This is a genomic window from Qipengyuania sp. BR81-2 (genome assembly GCF_055693895.1).
On sequence record NZ_CM146344.1, the window covers coordinates 2,236,295 to 2,255,546 of the forward strand.

At 62.8% G+C, this 19,252-nt stretch carries 15 protein-coding genes and 1 tRNA gene; 8 read left to right on the forward strand and 8 right to left on the reverse strand.

The window, feature by feature from the left end:
• Nucleotides 1-133: 133 nt before the first annotated feature.
• The 3 genes from ACZ1G8_RS11280 (at nt 134) to ACZ1G8_RS11290 (ending at nt 4,025) form a co-directional block, all read left to right on the forward strand.
• On the forward strand, nt 134-1,648 hold the full coding sequence (locus ACZ1G8_RS11280) for a hypothetical protein (protein ID WP_472679486.1): 1,515 nt from the start codon (nt 134-136) through the stop codon (nt 1,646-1,648).
• Nucleotides 1,649-1,851: 203 nt separating this feature from the next.
• A complete protein-coding gene (locus ACZ1G8_RS11285) occupies nt 1,852-3,027 on the forward strand; it encodes a glycosyltransferase family 4 protein (protein WP_472679487.1) in 1,176 nt (391 codons plus the stop codon).
• 65 nt (nt 3,028-3,092) lie between these two features.
• The gene (locus ACZ1G8_RS11290) at nt 3,093-4,025 is read left to right on the forward strand and encodes a methyltransferase domain-containing protein (protein ID WP_472679488.1); all 933 of its coding nucleotides are present in this window, start codon (nt 3,093-3,095) and stop codon (nt 4,023-4,025) included.
• Here the strand turns inward: ACZ1G8_RS11290 and ACZ1G8_RS11295 are convergent.
• On the reverse strand, nt 3,997-5,334 hold the full coding sequence (locus ACZ1G8_RS11295; RefSeq protein WP_472679489.1) for a glycosyltransferase: 1,338 nt from the start codon (nt 5,332-5,334) through the stop codon (nt 3,997-3,999). The two genes, ACZ1G8_RS11290 and ACZ1G8_RS11295, sit on opposite strands and share 29 nt — an antisense overlap.
• A gap of 246 nt (nt 5,335-5,580) precedes the next feature.
• On the opposite strand from ACZ1G8_RS11295, the gene ACZ1G8_RS11300 reads away from it, so the two are divergent.
• Entirely contained in the window at nt 5,581-6,855 is a 1,275-nt protein-coding gene (locus tag ACZ1G8_RS11300) for a lipopolysaccharide biosynthesis protein (RefSeq protein WP_472679490.1), read from the forward strand.
• Here ACZ1G8_RS11300 and asnB read toward each other — a convergent pair.
• The 6 genes from asnB to ACZ1G8_RS11330 form a co-directional block, all read right to left on the reverse strand.
• Nucleotides 6,842-8,842, reverse strand: coding sequence for an asparagine synthase (glutamine-hydrolyzing) (gene asnB / locus ACZ1G8_RS11305; RefSeq protein ID WP_472679491.1), 2,001 nt, complete (start codon nt 8,840-8,842; stop codon nt 6,842-6,844). The genes ACZ1G8_RS11300 and asnB overlap by 14 nt on opposite strands.
• A 101-nt stretch (nt 8,843-8,943) precedes the next feature.
• Nucleotides 8,944-9,759: an HTD2 family dehydratase gene (locus tag ACZ1G8_RS11310; protein WP_472679492.1), complete on the reverse strand. Its 816-nt coding sequence runs from the start codon at nt 9,757-9,759 to the stop codon at nt 8,944-8,946.
• A gap of 3 nt (nt 9,760-9,762) precedes the next feature.
• On the reverse strand, nt 9,763-10,548 hold the full coding sequence (locus ACZ1G8_RS11315; RefSeq protein WP_472679493.1) for an enoyl-CoA hydratase-related protein: 786 nt from the start codon (nt 10,546-10,548) through the stop codon (nt 9,763-9,765).
• Nucleotides 10,549-10,626: 78 nt separating this feature from the next.
• A complete protein-coding gene (locus tag ACZ1G8_RS11320) occupies nt 10,627-11,877 on the reverse strand; it encodes an acetyl-CoA acetyltransferase (protein WP_472679494.1) in 1,251 nt (416 codons plus the stop codon).
• Nucleotides 11,828-12,136 (reverse strand): hypothetical protein, encoded by a 309-nt coding sequence (locus ACZ1G8_RS11325; RefSeq protein WP_472679495.1) that lies wholly within the window; start codon nt 12,134-12,136, stop codon nt 11,828-11,830. The genes ACZ1G8_RS11320 and ACZ1G8_RS11325 overlap by 50 nt, the downstream gene beginning before the upstream one ends.
• Before the next feature lie 46 nt (nt 12,137-12,182).
• A tRNA-Gln gene (locus ACZ1G8_RS11330) sits at nt 12,183-12,257 on the reverse strand.
• 80 nt (nt 12,258-12,337) lie between these two features.
• Here ACZ1G8_RS11330 and argE point away from each other — a divergent pair.
• On the forward strand, nt 12,338-13,489 hold the full coding sequence (gene argE, locus ACZ1G8_RS11335; protein WP_472679496.1) for an acetylornithine deacetylase: 1,152 nt from the start codon (nt 12,338-12,340) through the stop codon (nt 13,487-13,489).
• Here the strand turns inward: argE and yghU are convergent, their stop codons facing one another.
• Complete coding sequence (yghU, locus tag ACZ1G8_RS11340; RefSeq protein WP_472679497.1) at nt 13,490-14,341, reverse strand: glutathione-dependent disulfide-bond oxidoreductase; 852 nt, start codon at nt 14,339-14,341, stop codon at nt 13,490-13,492.
• Nucleotides 14,342-14,435: 94 nt separating this feature from the next.
• Between yghU and ACZ1G8_RS11345 the strand changes: the two genes are divergently transcribed.
• The 3 genes from ACZ1G8_RS11345 (at nt 14,436) to ACZ1G8_RS11355 (ending at nt 19,222) form a co-directional block, all read left to right on the forward strand.
• Nucleotides 14,436-15,437: a DNA topoisomerase IB gene (locus tag ACZ1G8_RS11345; RefSeq protein ID WP_472679498.1), complete on the forward strand. Its 1,002-nt coding sequence runs from the start codon at nt 14,436-14,438 to the stop codon at nt 15,435-15,437.
• Between the two features lie 273 nt (nt 15,438-15,710).
• Nucleotides 15,711-17,771: an NAD(+) synthase gene (locus tag ACZ1G8_RS11350; protein ID WP_472681244.1), complete on the forward strand. Its 2,061-nt coding sequence runs from the start codon at nt 15,711-15,713 to the stop codon at nt 17,769-17,771.
• Between the two features lie 107 nt (nt 17,772-17,878).
• Nucleotides 17,879-19,222: an MFS transporter gene (locus ACZ1G8_RS11355; RefSeq protein ID WP_472679499.1), complete on the forward strand. Its 1,344-nt coding sequence runs from the start codon at nt 17,879-17,881 to the stop codon at nt 19,220-19,222.
• Nucleotides 19,223-19,252 lie beyond the last annotated feature (30 nt).

The window sequence follows — 19,252 nt, forward strand, 5'->3', positions numbered from 1 at the left end:
GGCGGGCGGGGGCACGGTCGCAGCCTTTGCCAACCCCGACAATGGAAGCATTCCCGACAGCAACAAGCATCCGATCGCTTTCCCGACGGCAATCGGTTTCGGCCGAAATGCCTCTGTCAGGGCAAGCAATGCCGTGGTCTACAAGATCAATTCGCTCGAGGACACGGCCAACCCGGGCGATGGCAAGATCACCTATCGGGAGTGTGCGCTCGCGCTAGAAGTCACCTCGCCATATGCGATCCCGGCGGGGCGGCCGCGATATTGCGTCTTCGACGTAGCGGGTGCCATCGAGCTCCAGTCTCCGGCAGAGATCACGGTCAACAAGATCTACATAGCTGGCCAGACCTCGCCTGGCGGGATCGAGTTCAGGCTGGGCAGCAACTATTCGCCCGTAGACGGGCTGATCCTCACTCGGCGCCACTCTGACCTGATCGTGCGCCACATCCGCGCACGTCTCGGCGAGCATCCCAACCGCCCCTCGGACAACGGGGATTCGATCAGGCTGGGGGACAGCAAGCGTCAGATCATCGATCACGTTTCCGCAATGTTCGGAACCGACGAGAGTGTCGATGCGCATTGCACCGACTGCACCATCCAGTGGTCGATCATCGGTCCGAACATCTGCCGTAACGCCGGCCACGGCACGACGTCACTTCATTGCAAGACGTTCTTCCTGAAGCCCGCATCACGCGTCAGCGTTGCTTACAACCTCAGCCAGCACGGCGAGCAGCGCGGTCTGAATGTGGCCGTCGGCAATTTCCCTGCAGAGCCGGTATCGACTTCGCAGGGCGACTTCATCCACAACGTGCTCTATAATTTCGGTGAAGAGGCCGGCTTGCTCTCGAGCCAATACGGCAGCCCTTACGCAAACTACATCGGCAATGTGTATTTTGCCGGTCCCCGCTCGGTTCGCAAGACACGCAATGCGCTGATCGCCCTGTATAACGCTGCGACCAATTTCGATTATGGTTTCAAGGTTTTCGTCGGCGATAACGTGACGCCGCGGAACCGGATTGCACAGCAGTTCGGTTCGGTCGTTACCGACCCTGCACGTACCGCTGCTCTGCTCTACGGCAATACGGCTGCGGATACCTATTGCGGTGTCGATGCGGCGGGCAACCAGGACTGTTCGACGCGCGGGCTCGACGTCGTGCAGACCGGCAGTCTCGCAATCGCGCCGGGCGTCAACAGGAAGCAGTTCGAAGACTGGATGATCACGTCGCCAATGCAGGGCATGCGTGACGTGCTCGGCTTTGCTGGTGCTGATCTTTGCCGCGACGGTCGCTGCCGCGACAATGTCGACGACTATTTCGTCGACGATGTTCGGACCTGCGATGCAGCGCCCTACCTGTTCACGAGCGACTGGACCTCGCGGGTTGCCGATACGGGTGGATATGCAAGGATCACTCCCACCGGGGGTGCACACGTCGACAGTGACAACGACGGCATGCCCGACTTCTGGGAGAACCAGTTCTCGAACACCGACGCGAACCGCTGGGATGCCAACGACGATGCGGATGGCGACGGCTATCCGAACATCGAGGAATATCTAAACATGCTCGCTGCCGACGATAACCGCTACTACGGGATCTACGGCTCGGGCCGCGGGGTGCTTCCGGCATACAATTGCGGACGCCCCATGTTCTAGGAGACGTCGGCCTGCAAGGATCGGCAGGCAGAAGCTTCGACCGAGCGAGGCGGGCACCGTTTGGACGATGCCCGTCTTTTCGTTCCGTACTATACTAATGAGACCTTGAGCTTCCCGGGCTTCGCGTCGATTCTCGCTCTTGCACAAACGCCCCTCGTCTGGGGCGTACCCCGCCCGTGTAAGTTGCAGAGGGACGTGAGACGATGGGGATCGACTGCCGGACTACGATCTGCCTTGCCATGGCGGGCGACCGGCTTGGCGGCAGCCATATCTCGCTCAAGGGCCTTCTCGACAGGCTTCCGGAGGAGCAATTCCGCGTCATCGTCATTCTCGAAGTTCCCGACGGTCGGCTTGCAGAGTATTTCTCCGACTTCCTGCAGATCGAAGATCCGGGCAGGATGGCCAACCCCTTTGCGGTCGGGCGCAAGTTCGGTTTGGGCAGCTTCCTGAAGACAATCCCGAAAGTCCGTCACCGTGCAAACCTCTTGCGTGAGCTCGGCGCGGATATCGTCCATACCAATGATGGCCGCAGTCATGCCGGCTGGGCACTGGCAACAAAGCTCGCGGGCGCGAAGATGGTCTGGCACCACCGCGGCGATCCGGATGCGAGGGGGACGAGCCTGATCGCTCCCATCCTTGCCGACCAGATCGTTGGCGTATCCGAGTATTCCTTGCCCCCTAGGCGCTGGGGGAAGCTCAATGATGCGCGCGTCATTCACAGCCCCTTCGACGTCGATTTCCGGTTCGAACGGGAAGAGGCTCGCAGCGAATTGGTCGAGGAACTCGGATGCCCCGAGGACACTATCATCTGCGCCTATGTCGGCCAGTTCATCAGGCGGAAGCGGCCGGTCGGGTTCATCGACACGATCTTCGAAATGGAGAAGCTGTCGGACAGGCCGGTGAAGGGTGTCATGTTCGGCGAACCCAAGGATCCCGCGGTCGATGCGCAGATGGAACAGCGGTTGGCGGACTACGACGCGGAGCCGCCTGTCCGGATGATGGGCTACCGTACGCCCGGCCAGAAGTGGATCGCTGCATGCGATGTCCTCCTCGTTCCGGCGCTCAATGAACCGCTGGGTCGCACACTGGTCGAGGCAATGCTCGCAGGCACCCCGGTGGTGGCTGCGAGATCGGGTGGCAATCCCGAAGCTTTGAAGCCCGATTGCGGCATCATCGTCCCGCCCGATGATCCGCGGGCCATGGCAAGAGCGACGCTCGAGCTAATCGGCTCGCCTGCAGAATGCCACGAGATGACCGAGCGTGCGCGCGAAATGGCAGAGCGGCGCTTCACGAGTGCAAGGCACGTGCAGCAGGTCTGCGAAGTCTATGCCGAGCTTGCGGGCAATCGGTCTCGCCAACCGGAATTGGCCGCGTCGTGAAGGTTGGTGCAAAACTTCGGGGTCGGGCTTGCCCTTGGCAACGCCGACAGCGGGGATGCCAGGCAATGCTTGCTGACATCGCCCAACTCGACGGGGCTTTCCGCTGCCCTAAATCTGGCAAGCCGCTGCGCTTCGAGAGAACCAAGGTGACCAGCCAGGGCGCCTGCGTTTATCCGGTGGCAGGAGGGCTGCCCGTCCTCATCGATTTCGACAGCTCGGTCATCAAGCGCGAGACGGTCGAGGACACCATGGCCGCCAGCGTGATCGAGCGCCCGAATTATTCCTTCGGGCAAAGGTTTCTCAAGAAGCTCCTTTCTCCAGAGAAAAAGGCCACCGTGCGCAATGTCGGCAACTTCATCGCGCGTTTGAAGAAGGAAACCGAGCGGCCCAAGGTCCTCCTGATCGGTGGCGGTAGCCAGGGCCAGGGAATGGCCGAGCTCTACGACGATCCTGATGTCTCGCTGGTGTCTTTCGACATCTACGCCTCATCGCTTTGCCAGTTCGTAGCCGATGCCCATAATATCCCGATCGTGGATGACCATTTCGACGGAGTGGTGGTACAGGCAGTGCTGGAACACGTACTCGACCCGCACCAGGTCGCGGACGAAATCTGGCGCATCCTGAAGCCGGGCGGCCTGGTCTATGCCGAGACACCGTTCATGCAGCAGGTGCACGAAGCCGCTTACGACTTCACGCGCTTTACCGAGAGCGGACACCGCTATCTCTTCAGGAGGTTCGATCTCGTGGATTCAGGACCTTCGGCGGGCCCGGGACGACAGCTGATGTGGTCGGTCGACTATTTCGCCCGGAGCGTCTTCCGGTCGCGTACGGCAGGAAAGCTGGCGAAGCTGGCATTCTTCTGGGCGCAGTACTTCGATGAAATCGTTCCGAAGAGCTACGCGATCGACGGGGCGAGCGGTGTCTATTTCATGGGGACGAAGAGCGAGCGGACGATTTCCGCTGCCGATATCATCGCGCACTATGCCGGTGCGCAGTAGATGGGGCCTCCGGCGCGATGTGCGGGTCCCCGGCATCGAGGCAGCTCCTGTACAACTCTGCGTACTTCCTCGCGATCTTTGCCATCGGGTAGTCCAGTCGTATCCGCTCGCGTCCCGCAAGACCCATCGCAACCCGATCTTCGACCGCTAGCTCCCCAAGTTTGACGATCGCGCGTGCCTTGGCATCCACATCGCCCGGCGGGACGATCAGGCCGTTCTCTCCGACGATTAGAGCACTGTCGCCTACGTCCGTGGCGATGACCGGCACACCGCACGACAAGGCTTCGCCTATGACGTTGGGAAAGGCCTCGCCCCAGACCGACGGGACGACCAGCAGATCCAGCCCCGAAAGCCAGTCAGCGACATCGAAGCGCGCCCCGCATGTGGTGATCCGCTGGGGAGGGAGCGACTGCGCGATCAGGTCTCCGAGTCCTCCTCCCGGATCCTCGAGGCCGTGGCCCACCAGCAGGAGATGCGCATCGCAGCCTGCATTGCGTGCGCACGCGACCGCCTCCACCAGGTTCGCTTGCCCTTTCATCGGATGGAAGCGAGCTACGCACCCGACACGCAATGTCCCGTCGGTAAAGCCGAAGAGCCGCTTGGCCAGATCCCTCGCTCCATCTCTGGGCGCGTACTTCTCCGTGTCGAAACCGTTGGGAATGACCATGCCCTTTCGGGCACTATAACCCAGCTCTTCATGCTGCCGCCGCGACACCTGCGCATTGTAGACGATCGCGTCGGTGCCCGCTGAGATGGCAGCACTAAGGCGTAGGATCAGGCGGGTCTGGAGGCTCTCCTTCGCCAGATCCGGAATGGAGTGCCTGATATTCCAGATCAGCGGTGTGTTCCTGCCTGCCGAGAAGCGAGCGACGCTTGCGGCAAGGTTGCCGTGGTACATCCAGCCCTGGATTACATCGGGCGCGATCTGCCTCACGATCTTCACGAGCTTCGTCATGGCGACGGGCCCGGCAAGGCCGCGGCGCATTCCCAGAGTGTGGGTTTCCACGCCCTGATTTTCGATGCGAGTTGCCAGCGGGCCGGGCGGCAAGAGCGAGAGCACTGCGACTTCCTGCGGTCGGTCGCTGGCTTCCTCGATCAGCTTGGCGAGCATGTTCTCGGCACCGCCGACATTGAGGCCGGTAATGATGTGGAGGACCTTCACCGCGCTGGGCGCTTCCCTTGCAACTGCCAGTGGTGGACCGGTTTCCCACACCAAAGCAGGAGGCCCGGGCGAGAGACCGATCCATGTTCTTCCTAGGGCCATCGCCGCTGCGGCGATATTGCTCCTTCGAACAAAAAGCCTGCTCATTGGGCGTAGTGCCTTGCCGCGACCCGAGGTATTACTCAGGAATAGACAGCCTTTCCTACGGGCTTTCCGTGGCTTGCCGGAGCGAGGAAAAGTATGAGCTGCAATGATGAAGCGAGCTGACCCAACCACACGCCGCCACGACGGCGCGGCGATGGCCGGGGGCTGACGTTGGGTTCTTCCCCGTCCACCGCCCCTGCGACAAGCTCGCCCACGCTCCGCTCACGGATCGAGAGCGTCCTTCACCTGATGACCGGCAATGTCGGAAACGCCGTCGTCATGATCGGGAGCATAGCGCTCGCAACGCGGGCCCTTGGGCCCGCCGAATTTGGCGTACTCGCGATTGTCCTCGCGGTCGGCAGGGTGTGCGAGCGGATCGTCCGGTTCGAATCCTGGCAGCCGCTGGTGCGCTACGCCGCTACCGAGGAAGGCGCAGCCGATCCCGAGCGGCTTTCGCGCCTCTACCTGTTCGGGCTCATCCTCGATATCGCGGGGGCGGCGGTGGCCGGCGGGCTCTCATTGCTGGTCGCCACCCTGCTGACCGCACTGTTCGATTTTCCGGACGGCTTGGTCGGTCTCGTCGGCATCTATGCTTGTGCGATCATGCTCAACCTTCGCGGCATGTCGTCCGCCGTGCTGCGCATGGCGGGCATGTTCCGCACGATGGCCTACATCGTCTTCGTCGCCGGGTTCCTTCGGCTATTCCTCGCCCTGATCTTCTATCTCGAAGGAAGCGGACTGCAGACCTTCGTCATCATCTGGACCGTCAGCCAGATCGTCGATGCGCTGCTCTTCAACCTTGTCGCATTCCGCCAGCTGGCGCGCCAGGGAATACCTTCACCGTTAAGGGCGCGCCCGGGAAACTTGCGCAGGGATTTCCCGGGTTTCCTCGGCTTTGCCTTCACCACCAACGCGTCCAGCGCCTTGCGTACCGTGACGCACGAAGCGGATACGCTCATGGTCGGCGCCTTCACCGACAGCAGCGCTGCCGGGTTCTACCACCTTGCCAAGCGGATGGCGAAAGTCGCCATGCAGTGCGGAGAGATGATCCAGATGGTCATCTATCCGGACCTGGCGCGGATGTGGGTGGGGCAGGTGAAAGAGCGGTTCCGCAAGACCATTGTCGGCGTTCAGGGACTGCTGGCGGCCATACTCGGTGTGATCCTTGCGGTGACGATATTCTTCGGTGAGCCGCTGATTGCGCTCGCCTTCGGTGCAGACTTCACGCCTGCCTACGCAATCCTGATTGCGCACCTGATGGCGGTCTTCCTCATCCTCCACTCGGCACCGGCCCGCTCGGCCCTGCTGGCGATGAACCGTCCAGGCTACGTGCTTGGCGCGGCGACAATTTCGACGGTCCTGTTCCTCGCCATCGCCGCTTATTCGATCCCGGCATACGGTGCCATCGGCGCGAGTTTCGCTCATATCGGCTTCGGCCTTCTGACGGCCGTACTGCTTGATCTGGCGATGTGGAAACAGCTTGGCAGGGACGATGGCGGGACCGCCGCCGTCAACTCACCCTAAGCAGGGCCTGATCAGGCCTGATGTCGCTTTCATCCATCCAGTGCTGGTGCCACAGGCTGAAATTGATGCAGGTCCAAAGCTGGAAGCCCCAATTGCGCCGTCCCGAGAGATGCTCTTCCCATTTCTTCCTGACGATCTCGCCGTCGAACCAGCCGATAGCGCGCATGTGCTCGGCATCGAGATTGGCTTCGGCAAGGTCGCGCAGTGGCCCTCTCAGCCAGTCGTTCAGCGGGATACCAAAACCCCTTTTCGGTCGGTCGATCATGGACTGGGGGACCCGCCGGGCCAGCAATTTGCGCAAGGCCACCTTGCCCTGACCACCCTCGGGCCAGCGCAGGCTGGCAGGCATGCGCCAGGCTTCTTCAACAACCTTGGAATCGAGCAAGGGTGAGCGGACCTCTAGGCTGGTGGCCATCGACGTCCGATCGACCTTCACCAGAACGTCATCGGGCAGGTAGCAGATCGCATCGAGGAACATCATCTGCTCCTGGAGGCTCAAGCCGTCGGTCAGGTCATGCTGGGTGAAAGGGCTCGAGCGTAGCGCCTCGCCAGTCTCCAGCCCCCCGTCCTCGGACCATTGCGAGAGAAAGCGCTCGTAGCGGTGGCGGAAATCGGGCGCTCTCAGGATGGCGAGAATTTTTTCTATCCTGTCGGCGCTGGGCTGCCATGCCTCGGCGTCGCGGTAGATCAGGCGTCCCAGCTTCGAGGCGGCCTCGATGACGGGAAAGGGTAGGGCGCTGGCCCCTTTCCAGACGCTTGCAGGAAGCCTGCCTGCAAGCCGGTCCATGGCCACCATCTGGGGATAGCGCTTGTAGCCGGCGAAGAACTCGTCACCACCGTCACCCGAAACAGCGACGGTTACTTCGCTACGGATCAAACGCGAAATCAGCAGCGACGGAATTTGCGAAGGATCGGCAAATGGCTCGTCGAAAATGAGCGGCATCTCGGACACCGCTTCGAGAGCCTCCTCGGGGCGGAGCGATAGCTGGGTGTGCTCGGTCCCGATATGCGCTGCCAGTTCGGCAGCTTCCTGCGCTTCGTCGAATTCGCCTTCCTCGAAGCTGACCGTATAAGTCCGTGCGCGGCCCGAAATCCGCTCTTGCATCAGAGAGCACACAAGACTTGAATCGACCCCGCCGGAGAGGAAGGCGCCGATCGGTACATCCGCAATCAAGCGGCGCTCGACAGCGTCGCCAAGGGTGGTCTCCAGTGCGTCGAGCGCTGCATCTTCGTTCCGGTAACGTTGCGACAGGCCCGCTGCCGCGGCCTCGCGCATGCTCCAGTAGGTTTCGGTAGAGGCTGCAACGTCCTCCAGAGTAAGGCCGGCTTCCTTAGTCGGCAGGACACACAGGCTCGCCGGAGGCAGCTTCATGACATTGCGCAGGATGCAATGCGGGGCGGGAATATATCCTAGCCGCGCATAGAGCGCGAAGGCTTCCCGGCTGATCTCGCCGTCCGCGAATGCTGGATGGTGTCGCAAGGCTTTCAGTTCGGAGCCGAACGCCAACTGGCCATCCTCGATCCCGATATAGAGCGGCTTCTTGCCCAGCCGGTCACGCGCAAAGGCGATTTCGCCGCGCTTCCTGTCGTAGAGCGCAAAAGCGAACATGCCGTTGGCTTTCTCCATAGCCGTGCGCAGACCGAAATATTCGATGGCCTCGATCAGGATTTCTGTGTCCGAGTTCCCGCGGAAGTTGCAGCCGGCAGCCGTCAGCTCGGCGCGCAGTTCGAGGAAGTTATAAATCTCGCCGTTGAAGACGATGACGTACCTGCCCGATGCGGATGCCATTGGCTGCGCGCCGCTTTCGGTTAGGTCGATGATCGAAAGGCGGCGATGTCCGAGACCGACGGAGCCCTCTCGCTCGATGGTCGTTCCTCCTGCGTCAGGCCCGCGATGAATCAGGGCGTTGCACATCGCGCCGAGAAGGCGTCTGGGTTCGGTGCTCAGCCGTCCCGAGAAATCGACGAAACCCGTAATTCCGCACATAGTCCGCAGCTTAGTAGGCTGGGTGACGGATGCGAGTGCGCAAAAGGGTACTGCCTATCCATCTGGATTGCCCACCGGACGGTTGAGATTGGGCAAATTAACTAACTGAGGGTCGCTCTCGCCTGCATCGCGGTCACACCGTCGCAGCGCACGGCTTCGACCACACCCTCATCCGCCTTGCGCAGGTAGACCGGCTGACCCAGAAACAGCGGGGCCATCGCGCGGAACGAGAAATTCGCGAACGCGCCGTCTTCCATCGCCAGCGCCGCGAGTTTTGCGGCGGTGAAGGGGCCATGGATTACGAGCGCCGGGTAGCCTTCGACACCGGTCGTATAGGGCTTGTCGTAATGGATGCGGTGGCCGTTGTAAGTGGCGGCCGAAAAGCGGAAGAGGTTGACCTCGTCGGGCTTCCATTCCTCGCCGTCCGGTGCCTCGGCCGCCGGTTCGGGCATGGGGGAGGGGGCACCATCCTCGCGGTAGACGTATGTCTGCACTTCGCGGACACGCAAATTCCCGCCCTGTTCGATCAGCTTTTCCACCTTGGCGAAGACCAGGTCGCCCGAGCGGCCCGACTTGTGAGTCAGCTCCGCCAAACGGCTGGTCTGCCTAGCCTGTACGCCGAGCTCCAGCTCGCCATGGAAGTCGATCTCGCTCGCCGCGAACATCCGGCGGGGTAGGGTTACATCGGGGAGAAAGCCTCCGCGCCGCGGGTGGCCGTCGGCCCCGATCTCGTCATCATGCGGGCAGGGGAGGAAAAAGGCCCAGTGAGGCAGGGGAACGCGGTCGTTCTCGTCATGCCGGCCCACAGCGCGACCGAACCGCCGCAAGGCAAGCGGGTCGAGCACTTCTTCTTCGCTGATCTCGCGCCCTACCGCAGCCTGCCATTGGGCGAGCTGCGCTTCGCTGACGCCGGGCACCGCTCAGGCGCCTTTGAATTCGGCCTTGCGCTTCTGGAGGAAGGCGAGCGCGCCTTCGACGGCGTCCTGAGTATTGCCGGCCTGGCGCTGCGCCTTGGCCTCTGCCGCGAGAGTGGCGGTGAAGCCCGCCTCGAGCCCCGAGCGCAGCGTCTGCTTCATGAGGCCGAGCGCCACCGTTGGCCCTTTGGCGAGACGCTCGACAAGTGCCTGCGCTTCTGCTTCGAGTGCATCGTCTTCGACGCATTTGTAGATCAGGCCGATGCGCTCTGCTTCCTCGCCGTGGATCTTCTCGCCCAGCATCATCATGCGGGTGGCCTGCGCGGTGCCGATCAGGCGCGGGAGCATCCAGCTCGATCCGCCATCGGGAACGAGGCCGATATTGGCAAAGGCCTGGAGGAAATAGCCGCTCTTGCCGGCGAGCACGAAGTCTGCTGCGAGCGCGATCGAGCAACCGACGCCTGCTGCCGGACCCTGCACGACCGAGACCACGGGCACCGGCGCAGTGGCGAGTGCCTGGACCATCGGATTGTAGTGCTGGCTGAGCGAAGCAAAGGCGCGGTCGCCGCCACTCACAGACATTTCCGCATTGGCGGCAAGATCGGCGCCCGAGCAAAAGGCGCGGCCTTCGCCCTTCATCAGCACGGCGCGCGCATCGCCCAGATCGCGCAAGGCGGCAAAGATTTCGTCCGCCATCGCCGGAGGGCAGGCATTGAGCCGCTCGGGCCGGTTGAGCGTGATGGTCAGGATATCGCCTGCACGTTCGGCCCGGATCATTTCGAAATCGCTCATTGCTCGCTCCCTGGAATTTTCTCTCGCTGACCTCTTGGGCAAATCGGTCTGCGATTGCAACCGACTGCGCGCGGTCGCCTATCCGGATTTCTGCCAGATGCCCATGTCATCCGCATCTCGCACAATTCTGCCCTCGGTTCCGACCGGCTCGACCTCGCCATCGGTAAGGAAAGCGATGGTGGAAGCATCGACGCCCGGCACCAACGCCAGCGTTCGCGCGCCATCGGGCGTTCTTGCCACGACCACTCCCGACCGCGGCGTGCCGTCGCGTCCGTAGTGCACGGTATAGCTCTCGATCGTGGCCTCTCCTGCGTAGCCTTCTTCCAGAACCGGCACGTTTCCTCGGCGTTCGTCGGCTTCAGCCTGGTAGTCGAAGTCCTGCGGGAAGGCGGCTCCGGTCGGCGCCCCGGACAGAAGGATCGTGTGGTTGTGCGTCGCATATCCGCCGTTGGCGAAGAGTAGGCCCTTGTCGGATGTGCCGCGCAACCGGTGCACCATCTCCACGACCGCGTGGCTCATGTAGTTGCCGATCGGGCCTCCGCCGAAAGTCAGCCCGCCAAAGACGGTGGTAGGCTTGTCGAGCGGCCATCCCAGCACGCGCCTCGCCATCTTGGGGACGCAAGGAAAGCATGAATAGAGCTCGACATGCGCAAGATCGTCAGCCCCCACGCCGTTGAGCTGCATCGTCCGCTCGATCGAGGTGGCGAGGCTCGGCGAGGCATCATAGCGGTCGCGGGCAAGGAAATTGCCGCTCTCGTGCGCCGCTACGCCGTGCCCGAGGAAGACGAGCGCCTCATCGGCAAGGCCCCGCTCGCGCGCCTCGGCAAGGCTGGTGACGAGGAAGCCTGCTCCCTGGTTCACCGATGAATTGGCGACCTGCAGCTTGGTGTAGGGAAAGGCGATGGGCCGGTTAGAGGCCGATGGCGCCACGACGTCTTCGGCGCTCACCGTCTCGCTGATCCACGCGCCCTCATTGCCTGCCGCGACTTCGCTCATCCGCGACCAGATCGCACCGCTTTCGGCCTGCCCCTCCTCGAGCGTCTGCCCATAGGCCGCACGGCCCGCATTCTCGTAGAGCGGATAGACATCGGTCGGCACGACGAGGCCATAACTCTGGGCATAGCCCGTGCGCTTGCGGTGGCTGGCATCGCGCAGTGCGTTCGGCTTGCTGCCGTCTTCGCGCGGTTTCATTGCGGCGAGCTTGCCTGCGGTGCGCAGCGCTTCTCCGCCGACGACCGCGCAGACAATGGCTTCGCCGCGCGCAATCCTGTTCGCGGCTTCATGCAGCAGCAGGATCGGACTGTCGCCGTTGGGCATGGCGGTCTGCATCCGGTGCGCGGGATCGATCCCGAGCAATTCGGCAAGCTTGCCGTCGACCGGATTGAGCTGCGGCCATGCGAGCTGCGCGACAACGGCAAGCGAGATCGCAAGTTCCCAGCCATCCGCCGCCCGCGTCCTCGTCGGCCAGTTTCAATGCCTCCGCCATCAGGTGGATGGGATCGAGACCGTCACCGGGGTCTTCCGGCCGGTCGTTGATCTGGCCGACGCCGATAATGACGGGGGTTTTGCGCGGGTCTGTTTCGCTCATGCCGCAAGGCTTAGCGGCGCAGCGCGATTTCGCAAATGTGGGAGAGTGGCTGGGGTGGCAGGGATCGAACCTGCGAATGTCGGTACCAAAAACCGATGCCTTACCACTTGGCTACACCCCAGCAGGCGGGCGCTCCTATAGCGCGCTGGGCGACAATGTGAAGGGGTAGCGGCGCGGGAAATGATCGGCGATAACCCCTGCATGACCGATACCGCGACAGCCCGCTCGATTCTGGAAACGCTGGTCGGTTTCGACACGGTTTCCTCGCGCAGCAATATCGACCTGATCGACTGGGTCGAGGCCTATCTCGCGGAGCATGGCGTGGAGGCGGAGCGCGTGCTCGGAGAAGGAGGGAAGAAGGCCAATCTCTTTGCCACCTGCGGCCCTGCGGCAGAAGGCGGGGTGATCCTTTCGGGTCACAGCGATGTGGTGCCGGTCGAGGGGCAGGACTGGAGCAGCGACCCGTGGACCCTGCGCGAGGCCGGCGGGAAATATTTCGGCCGCGGGACCTGCGACATGAAGGGCTTCATCGCGCTGGCGCTGGCTTATGTGCCGCACTTTGTGCGCGGGTCGAAGCCGGTGCACCTCGCGATCAGCTATGACGAGGAGATCGGCTGCAAGGGCGCGCCCGCGATGATCGAGCGTATGGCGGCCACCATCCCTGCGCCGCGCCTCGCGGTGATCGGCGAGCCGAGCGGCATGAAAATCATCACCGGCCACAAAGGCATCGCCGCGTTCGAGGTCAATGTGACCGGGCACGAGGCGCACAGCTCGCTGGTCGATCACGGCATTTCGGCGAACATGATCGCAGTCCGCCTGATGGCAAAGCTCTACGAGATCGCCGACGAGCTCGCGCGCAGTGCCGATACCTCCAACGGTTTCGACCCGCCGCAGGCGACAGTGACGATCGGCCAGATGCACGGCGGCACGGCGATCAATATCCTCGCTCGCCATGCGCGTTTCATCTTCGACCTGCGCTGTCCGCCCGATGTCGATGCCGACGCGGTGCTGGCACCGTTCAAAGAGCTTTGCGCGGAACTGGAGGCGGACATGAAGTCGCGCTTCCCCGATACGGGAATCGAGTTCACCCAGCTCGCCTCGGCCCCGCCCATGACCTCCGCGGGCAGCGAGGATGCGGTGGCATTCGTGCGGCAATTGACGGGTGAGAATGCTCCGCCTTCACAGGTCGCCTATGGCGCCGAGGGCGGGCAATTCCAGCAGGCCGGTTTCCCGACCCTGATCTGCGGTCCAGGCTCGATCGAGCAGGCGCACCAGCCTGATGAGTGGATTGCGATTTCCCAATTCGAGGAAGGCGCCCGCTTCATGGAGCGCCTTGCCCGGGCTCTCGCCTGATCAGAGCTTCTTGCCCTCGAAATCGGCGGCCGAGTGGCGTTCGAGAAGCTGCGTGTCTTCATCACCCCACGCCTTGTTGACGATGCGGCCACGCTTCACCGCAGGGCGCGCAGCGATCTGCTTCGCCCAGCGAGCAACGTTTTCGTATTCGTCGATCGAGAGGAACTTCTTGGCCTCATTGTAGATCGTGCCTTCGACGAAGGGTGCCATCCAGGGCCATGCCGCGATGTCGGCGACCGTGTAGCCCTTCCCGCCGAGGTATTCGCTCTTGGCGAGGCGCTGGTCGGCGACGTCGAACAGGCGCTTCGTTTCCATGGCATAGCGGTTGATGGGGTATTCGTACTTCTCCGGCGCATAGGCGTAGAAATGGCCGAAGCCGCCGCCGATGAAGGGCGCGCTGCCGATCTGCCAGAAGAGCCAGCTGAGCACTTCGGGCCGCGTGTGATCGGTCGGCAGGAAGGCGCCGAACTTCTCGGCCAGGTGCATCAAGATCGCGCCGCTCTCGAAGATGCGCACCGGCTCGTCACCGCTGCGGTCGAGGAGGGCGGGAATCTTCGAATTTGGGTTCACGTCGACAAATCCGCTGGTGAACTGCACACCGTCGCCGATGTTGATCGTGTATGCATCGTATTCCGCGCCCGAATGGCCTGCTTCGAGCAGCTCCTCGAGCATTACGGTCGCCTTCACGCCATTGGGCGTTGCGAGCGAATAGAGCTGGAAATCATGCTCGCCCGTCGGGAGGTCCTTTTCCTCGCGCGCGCCGGCGGTGGGGCGGTTGATATTGGCGAACTTGCCGCCGCTTTCCGTGTCGGCGCTCCAGACTTCGGGCGGGGTGTAGGTGGGGTCGGCCAAGCTCATTCTCCTGTTTTGTCGGTGGCTATTACGCCCAACCGTTCGTCGCAAGATGGGGAACGGATACAGTCACGCCACGGTTCTTGCCTTCGCTATGACGAAGCTCATCTATGTCGACGACCAGCTGCCCGGCATCACCCGCAAGGGCGCGGGGAAGGGATGGGCTTACTATTGTCCGAAGGGCGAGCTCATCACCGACCGGGCGGAGAAGCAGCGCCTGAACGCGATTGCCCTGCCACCTGCCTACACGGATGCGTGGTACTGCCCTGCGCCCAACGGGCACATCCTCGCCACGGGTATCGATGCCAAGGGCCGCAAGCAGTATCGCTACCATCCCGACTTCAGGACTGCGCGAGAGAGCGAGAAGTTCGACAACTGCCTCGCATTCGGCAACCTCCTCCCGCTGGTCCGTAAGCGGGTGGAAGAGGATCTCAATGGCCGCAAGCTCACCCGCGAGTGCGCAATTGCGAGCGTGGTGCGGCTGCTCGATCTTGGTGCCGTGCGTGTCGGCAACGAGGGGTATGCGGAGAAGAACAAGAGTTTTGGCGCGACGACGCTACGCCGCCGCCATGCCGAGGTGACCGGCAAGACGCTCCGCCTGCGGTACAAAGGCAAGTCCGGCAGCATGCGCGAGGTCACACTGACCGACGGAAGTCTCGCCAATATCGTGCGAAGGATGCAGGACCTGCCCGGCCAGAATGTCTTCAAATACGTCGACGAGGGTGGCGACGTGCAGGCGGTCGGCTCGTCCGACGTTAACGAATATCTCGAAGAGTGCATGGGAGAGCGCTTCACCGCGAAGAATTTCCGCACCTGGCACGCGAGTGTCATGGGCTTCGAATGCTTGCGCACGGGCGAAGGCGCGATGACCATGAAGGCCGTGCTCGAATGCGTGGCCGGACAGCTCGGCAATACGCCCGCCGTCACGCGCAAGAGCTACATCCACCCTGCCGTGATAGAGCTTGTCGAGCGGCAGGAGGAATGGCGGGACGGCCTCCAGCTTCCGCGCGCTACCCGTTGGCTCACGCGCGAAGAGCGCGGCCTGATCGATTTGCTGCAGGAAAGCCCCAGCGCCGCGGAACTGCTGGCGGCCTGACAGGCCTTGCAGTAATTATCTTTTAGAGATAATCGGCTTTCCATGCACCTTGCGGGACAGAAGCTTAAGGCGTGGCGCCTCGCGCAGCAACCGCCTCTTTCGGCGGAAGAATTTGCCGCGCGCCACGGCTTCAAGACGCAGACGGTGTTCGGTTGGGAAAGCAAGGGTCGGGTGGCCCGCGCCGATGCGCAGCGCAAGCTGGCGCAGCTCGGCATCTGCCAGCCCGCCGACTGGATCGAACCCGCCGCACCCGAAGAGAAAGACACCAAGCGCATGGCGAAACCAGGCACGCATCCCTTCTTCGACCTCCACACGCACGGCTTCGTCCGCGTGGCGGCGGCTACTCCCAGGGTCCGCACGGCCGATGTCGCCTACAATGCCGAAGGGATCATCGAACAGGCGAAGCTGGCTGACGAGCGCGGCGTCGACCTGCTGCTCTTCCCCGAGCTTTCGCTCTCCTCCTATGCGATCGACGATCTCCATTTGCAGACCGCGATGCTTGAAGCGGTCGAGCGGCACATGGGCGAGATTTGCGAAGCGTCGCGTTCGCTTGCGCCCGCGCTGGTGATCGGCGCTCCGCTGCGGCGAAATGGCCGGATCTACAACTGCGCGGTGGTGATCGCGCGCGGGCAGGTCCTCGGCGTCGTGCCCAAAAGCTACCTCCCCAACTATCGCGAGTATTACGAGAAGCGCTGGTTCAGCCACGGGCGGGATTGTGTGGGCCTCGAGATCGAGCTGCGCGGCGAGACGCTTCCCTTCGGCACCGACCTGCTGTTCGAAGCTGCCGACATGCCGGGCTTCGTCTTCGGCATCGAGATTTGCGAGGATTACTGGTCGCCCAATCCGCCCGGCACGCTGGCCGCGCTTGCCGGCGCGACCATCCTCCTCAACCTTTCCGCCTCGAACATCACCATCGGTAAGTCGGACGAGCGGCACATGCTCTCGCGCGCCAGTTCCAGCCGCTCTGTATGTGCCTATGCCTATTCGGCGAGCGGATATGGCGAAAGCACGACCGATCTCGCGTGGGATGGCCAGGGGATGATCTACGAGCTGGGCGATTTGCTGGTCGAAAGCACCCGCTTCGATCTCGAGCCGGAAATGTGCGTCGCCGACATCGACACGAAGCGCGTTCTTGCGGAGCGCATGCGGATGCAGACCTGGGGCGATGCTGCCGATGCCGCGGACCGGCCCGAGGACTGGTACCGCCGTGTCTCGTTCGATCACGGCCACGCGATGAAGGATATCGGGCTGGAACGCCCCGTGCGCCGCTTCCCCTTCGTTCCCAATCGACAGCAGAAGCTCGACGAGGATTGCTACGAGGCCTTCAACATCCAGGTCGACGGCCTCATGCGTCGGATCGAAGCGACGCGGCCCAAGTGCCTCACAATAGGTATCTCGGGCGGGCTCGACAGCACGCATGCGCTTCTGGTGGCTGCCAAGGCGATGGACCGGCTCGGTCGCCCGCGCACCGATATCCGCGGCTACACCATGCCCGGCTTCGCCACTTCGGAAGGCACGAAGTCCAACGCGTGGAAGCTGATGAAGGCATTCGGCATCACCGCCGAAGAAATCGACATCAAACCGACCGCGACCATGATGCTCGAGAATATCGGCCACGCCTTTGCCGATGGCGAGCCGGTCTATGACGTGACCTTTGAAAACGTTCAGGCGGGCCTGCGTACCGACTATCTCTTCCGCCTCGCCGGGCAGCATGGCGGCTGGGTCATCGGTACCGGCGACCTGTCGGAGCTGGCGCTCGGCTGGTGCACCTATGGCGTGGGCGACCAGATGAGCCATTACGGCGTAAATGCGGGCGTGCCCAAGACGCTCATCCAGTACCTCATCCGCTGGACCATCACGACCGAGCAGTTCGACCACGGCGTCGATGAAATCCTCGACGCGATCCTCGACACCGAGATCAGCCCCGAGCTCGTCCCGGCAGGCGCGGACGGTACGATCCAGAGCACCCAGTCGATCATCGGCCCTTACGAGCTCAACGATTTTTTCCTGCACCACGTAATTCGCTGGGGACAAAGCCCGAGCCACGTCGCCTTCCTCGCCTGGCATGCCTGGAAGGATGCAAAGGCGGGCCAGTGGCCGATCGGTTTTCCCGAAGAGGGAAAGAACGAGTACGATCTCGCCACGATCGCGAAGTGGCTGGAAAATTTCGTGAAACGCTTCTTCGGCTTCAGCCAGTTCAAGCGCAGTGCACTCCCCAACGGGCCAAAGGTGAGCGCAGGCGGCGCATTATCCCCGCGCGGCGACTGGCGCGCTCCGAGCGATGCCGTGGCGGATATCTGGCTGGAAGACCTGCGCGAGAACGTCCCAAGCTGATCTTGCGCAGAACCGCCGATTGGGGCAGCGTTCGACTTATCGGATCGTAGGGACGCGATCGGCCAAGGGCATATAGCCAGCCGAGACTCTGACCAAGGGGGTACGGGATGGCATCAGCCGCGTCCGCGAATTCGCTCATTCTCGAAACAAGCCAGCGCCTGCGGCTGTTCACGCTTTTCATCCTCTACGTCGGGCAGGGCATGCCCATCGGCCTCTTCTGGTTCGCGATCCCTGCGTGGATGGCGGTGAACGGTGCATCGGCGGCCGATGTCGGATCTGTGGCTGCGCTGACGGCGCTGCCGTGGTCGCTGAAGCTGGTGAACGGCTTCATCATGGATCGCTATACCTTCCTCCCGATGGGACGCAGGCGGATCTGGATCCTCGGCGCGCAGCTAGTGATGATCGCATTTCTCATTGCCGCGGCGATGATCGATCCGACCGTGAGCGATGTCGCCATCCTCGGTGCGATCGGCTTCGTCGTGAACATGGCGACCACCTTCCAGGATGTCGCCGTCGACGGCCTCGCGGTCGATATCATGACCGAGGAAGAGCGCGCTCGCGGCGCAGGAATGATGTTCGGCGGGCAGGCCATCGGGATTGCTTCGGCAACCGCGATTTGCGGCTTCGTCATCGATGATTTCGGCGCACCTGCCGCATTCCTGATCGTGGCGGCGCTGCTGCTTGCGCTGAGTACCTACGTCGCATTCTTCCGCGAGCGGGGCGGCGAACGCGTCCTGCCCTGGAGCAGGGGCGAGGCGCATGAGCGCAATCTCGAAATCCAGCTCGGTGCCTGGTGGCCGATCCTCAAGTCGACCTTCAACTCGATGCGTCGCGGAGTGAGTCTGCTCTGGATACCCTGCCTGTTCGGTCGCGGCGTGCTCTACGGCGGCTTCACCGGCGCGACGCCCCTGATCGGGGCCAACTATGCCGGTTGGGACACCTCGGAGATTTCCGCGCTGACTGCCACGGCTGGCCTTGTCGCAGGTGTTTTGTGTATGACGCTGGGCGGCTGGCTCGGCGACAAGTTCGGGGCCAAGCGGATCGGCGCGATGTGGCTGGCGAGCGGCATCGGGCTTTGCACGGTCATGTTCTCCGGTGTCGAATTCTGGAGCAATTCGACCTTCTTCATGGCCTTCGTCTACCTCTGGATTCCGCTCGACATGCTGATCACGGTGGCACTGCTGCCGATCTCCATGCGGCTGTGTGACCCCACCGTCGCGGCGACCCAGTTCACGATCTACATGGCGGTGTCGAACTTCGGCATTTCCTTCGGTGCTTTCATGCTCGGCCGGACCGACGCGATGGGCGGGCTGTCGAGTATCTTCGTCGTCGTAGGCACGGGCCTGACGATCGCCCTGACGATCTTGGTTACGGCCAAATTCCCGAGGCGGCCCGAATATTACGAGATACAGAAGCGGCGCGAGATCGTATCCGCGCAGAGACCCGCATGAATGCCAAAAAAAGCCCGCCGGGAGCTGGTG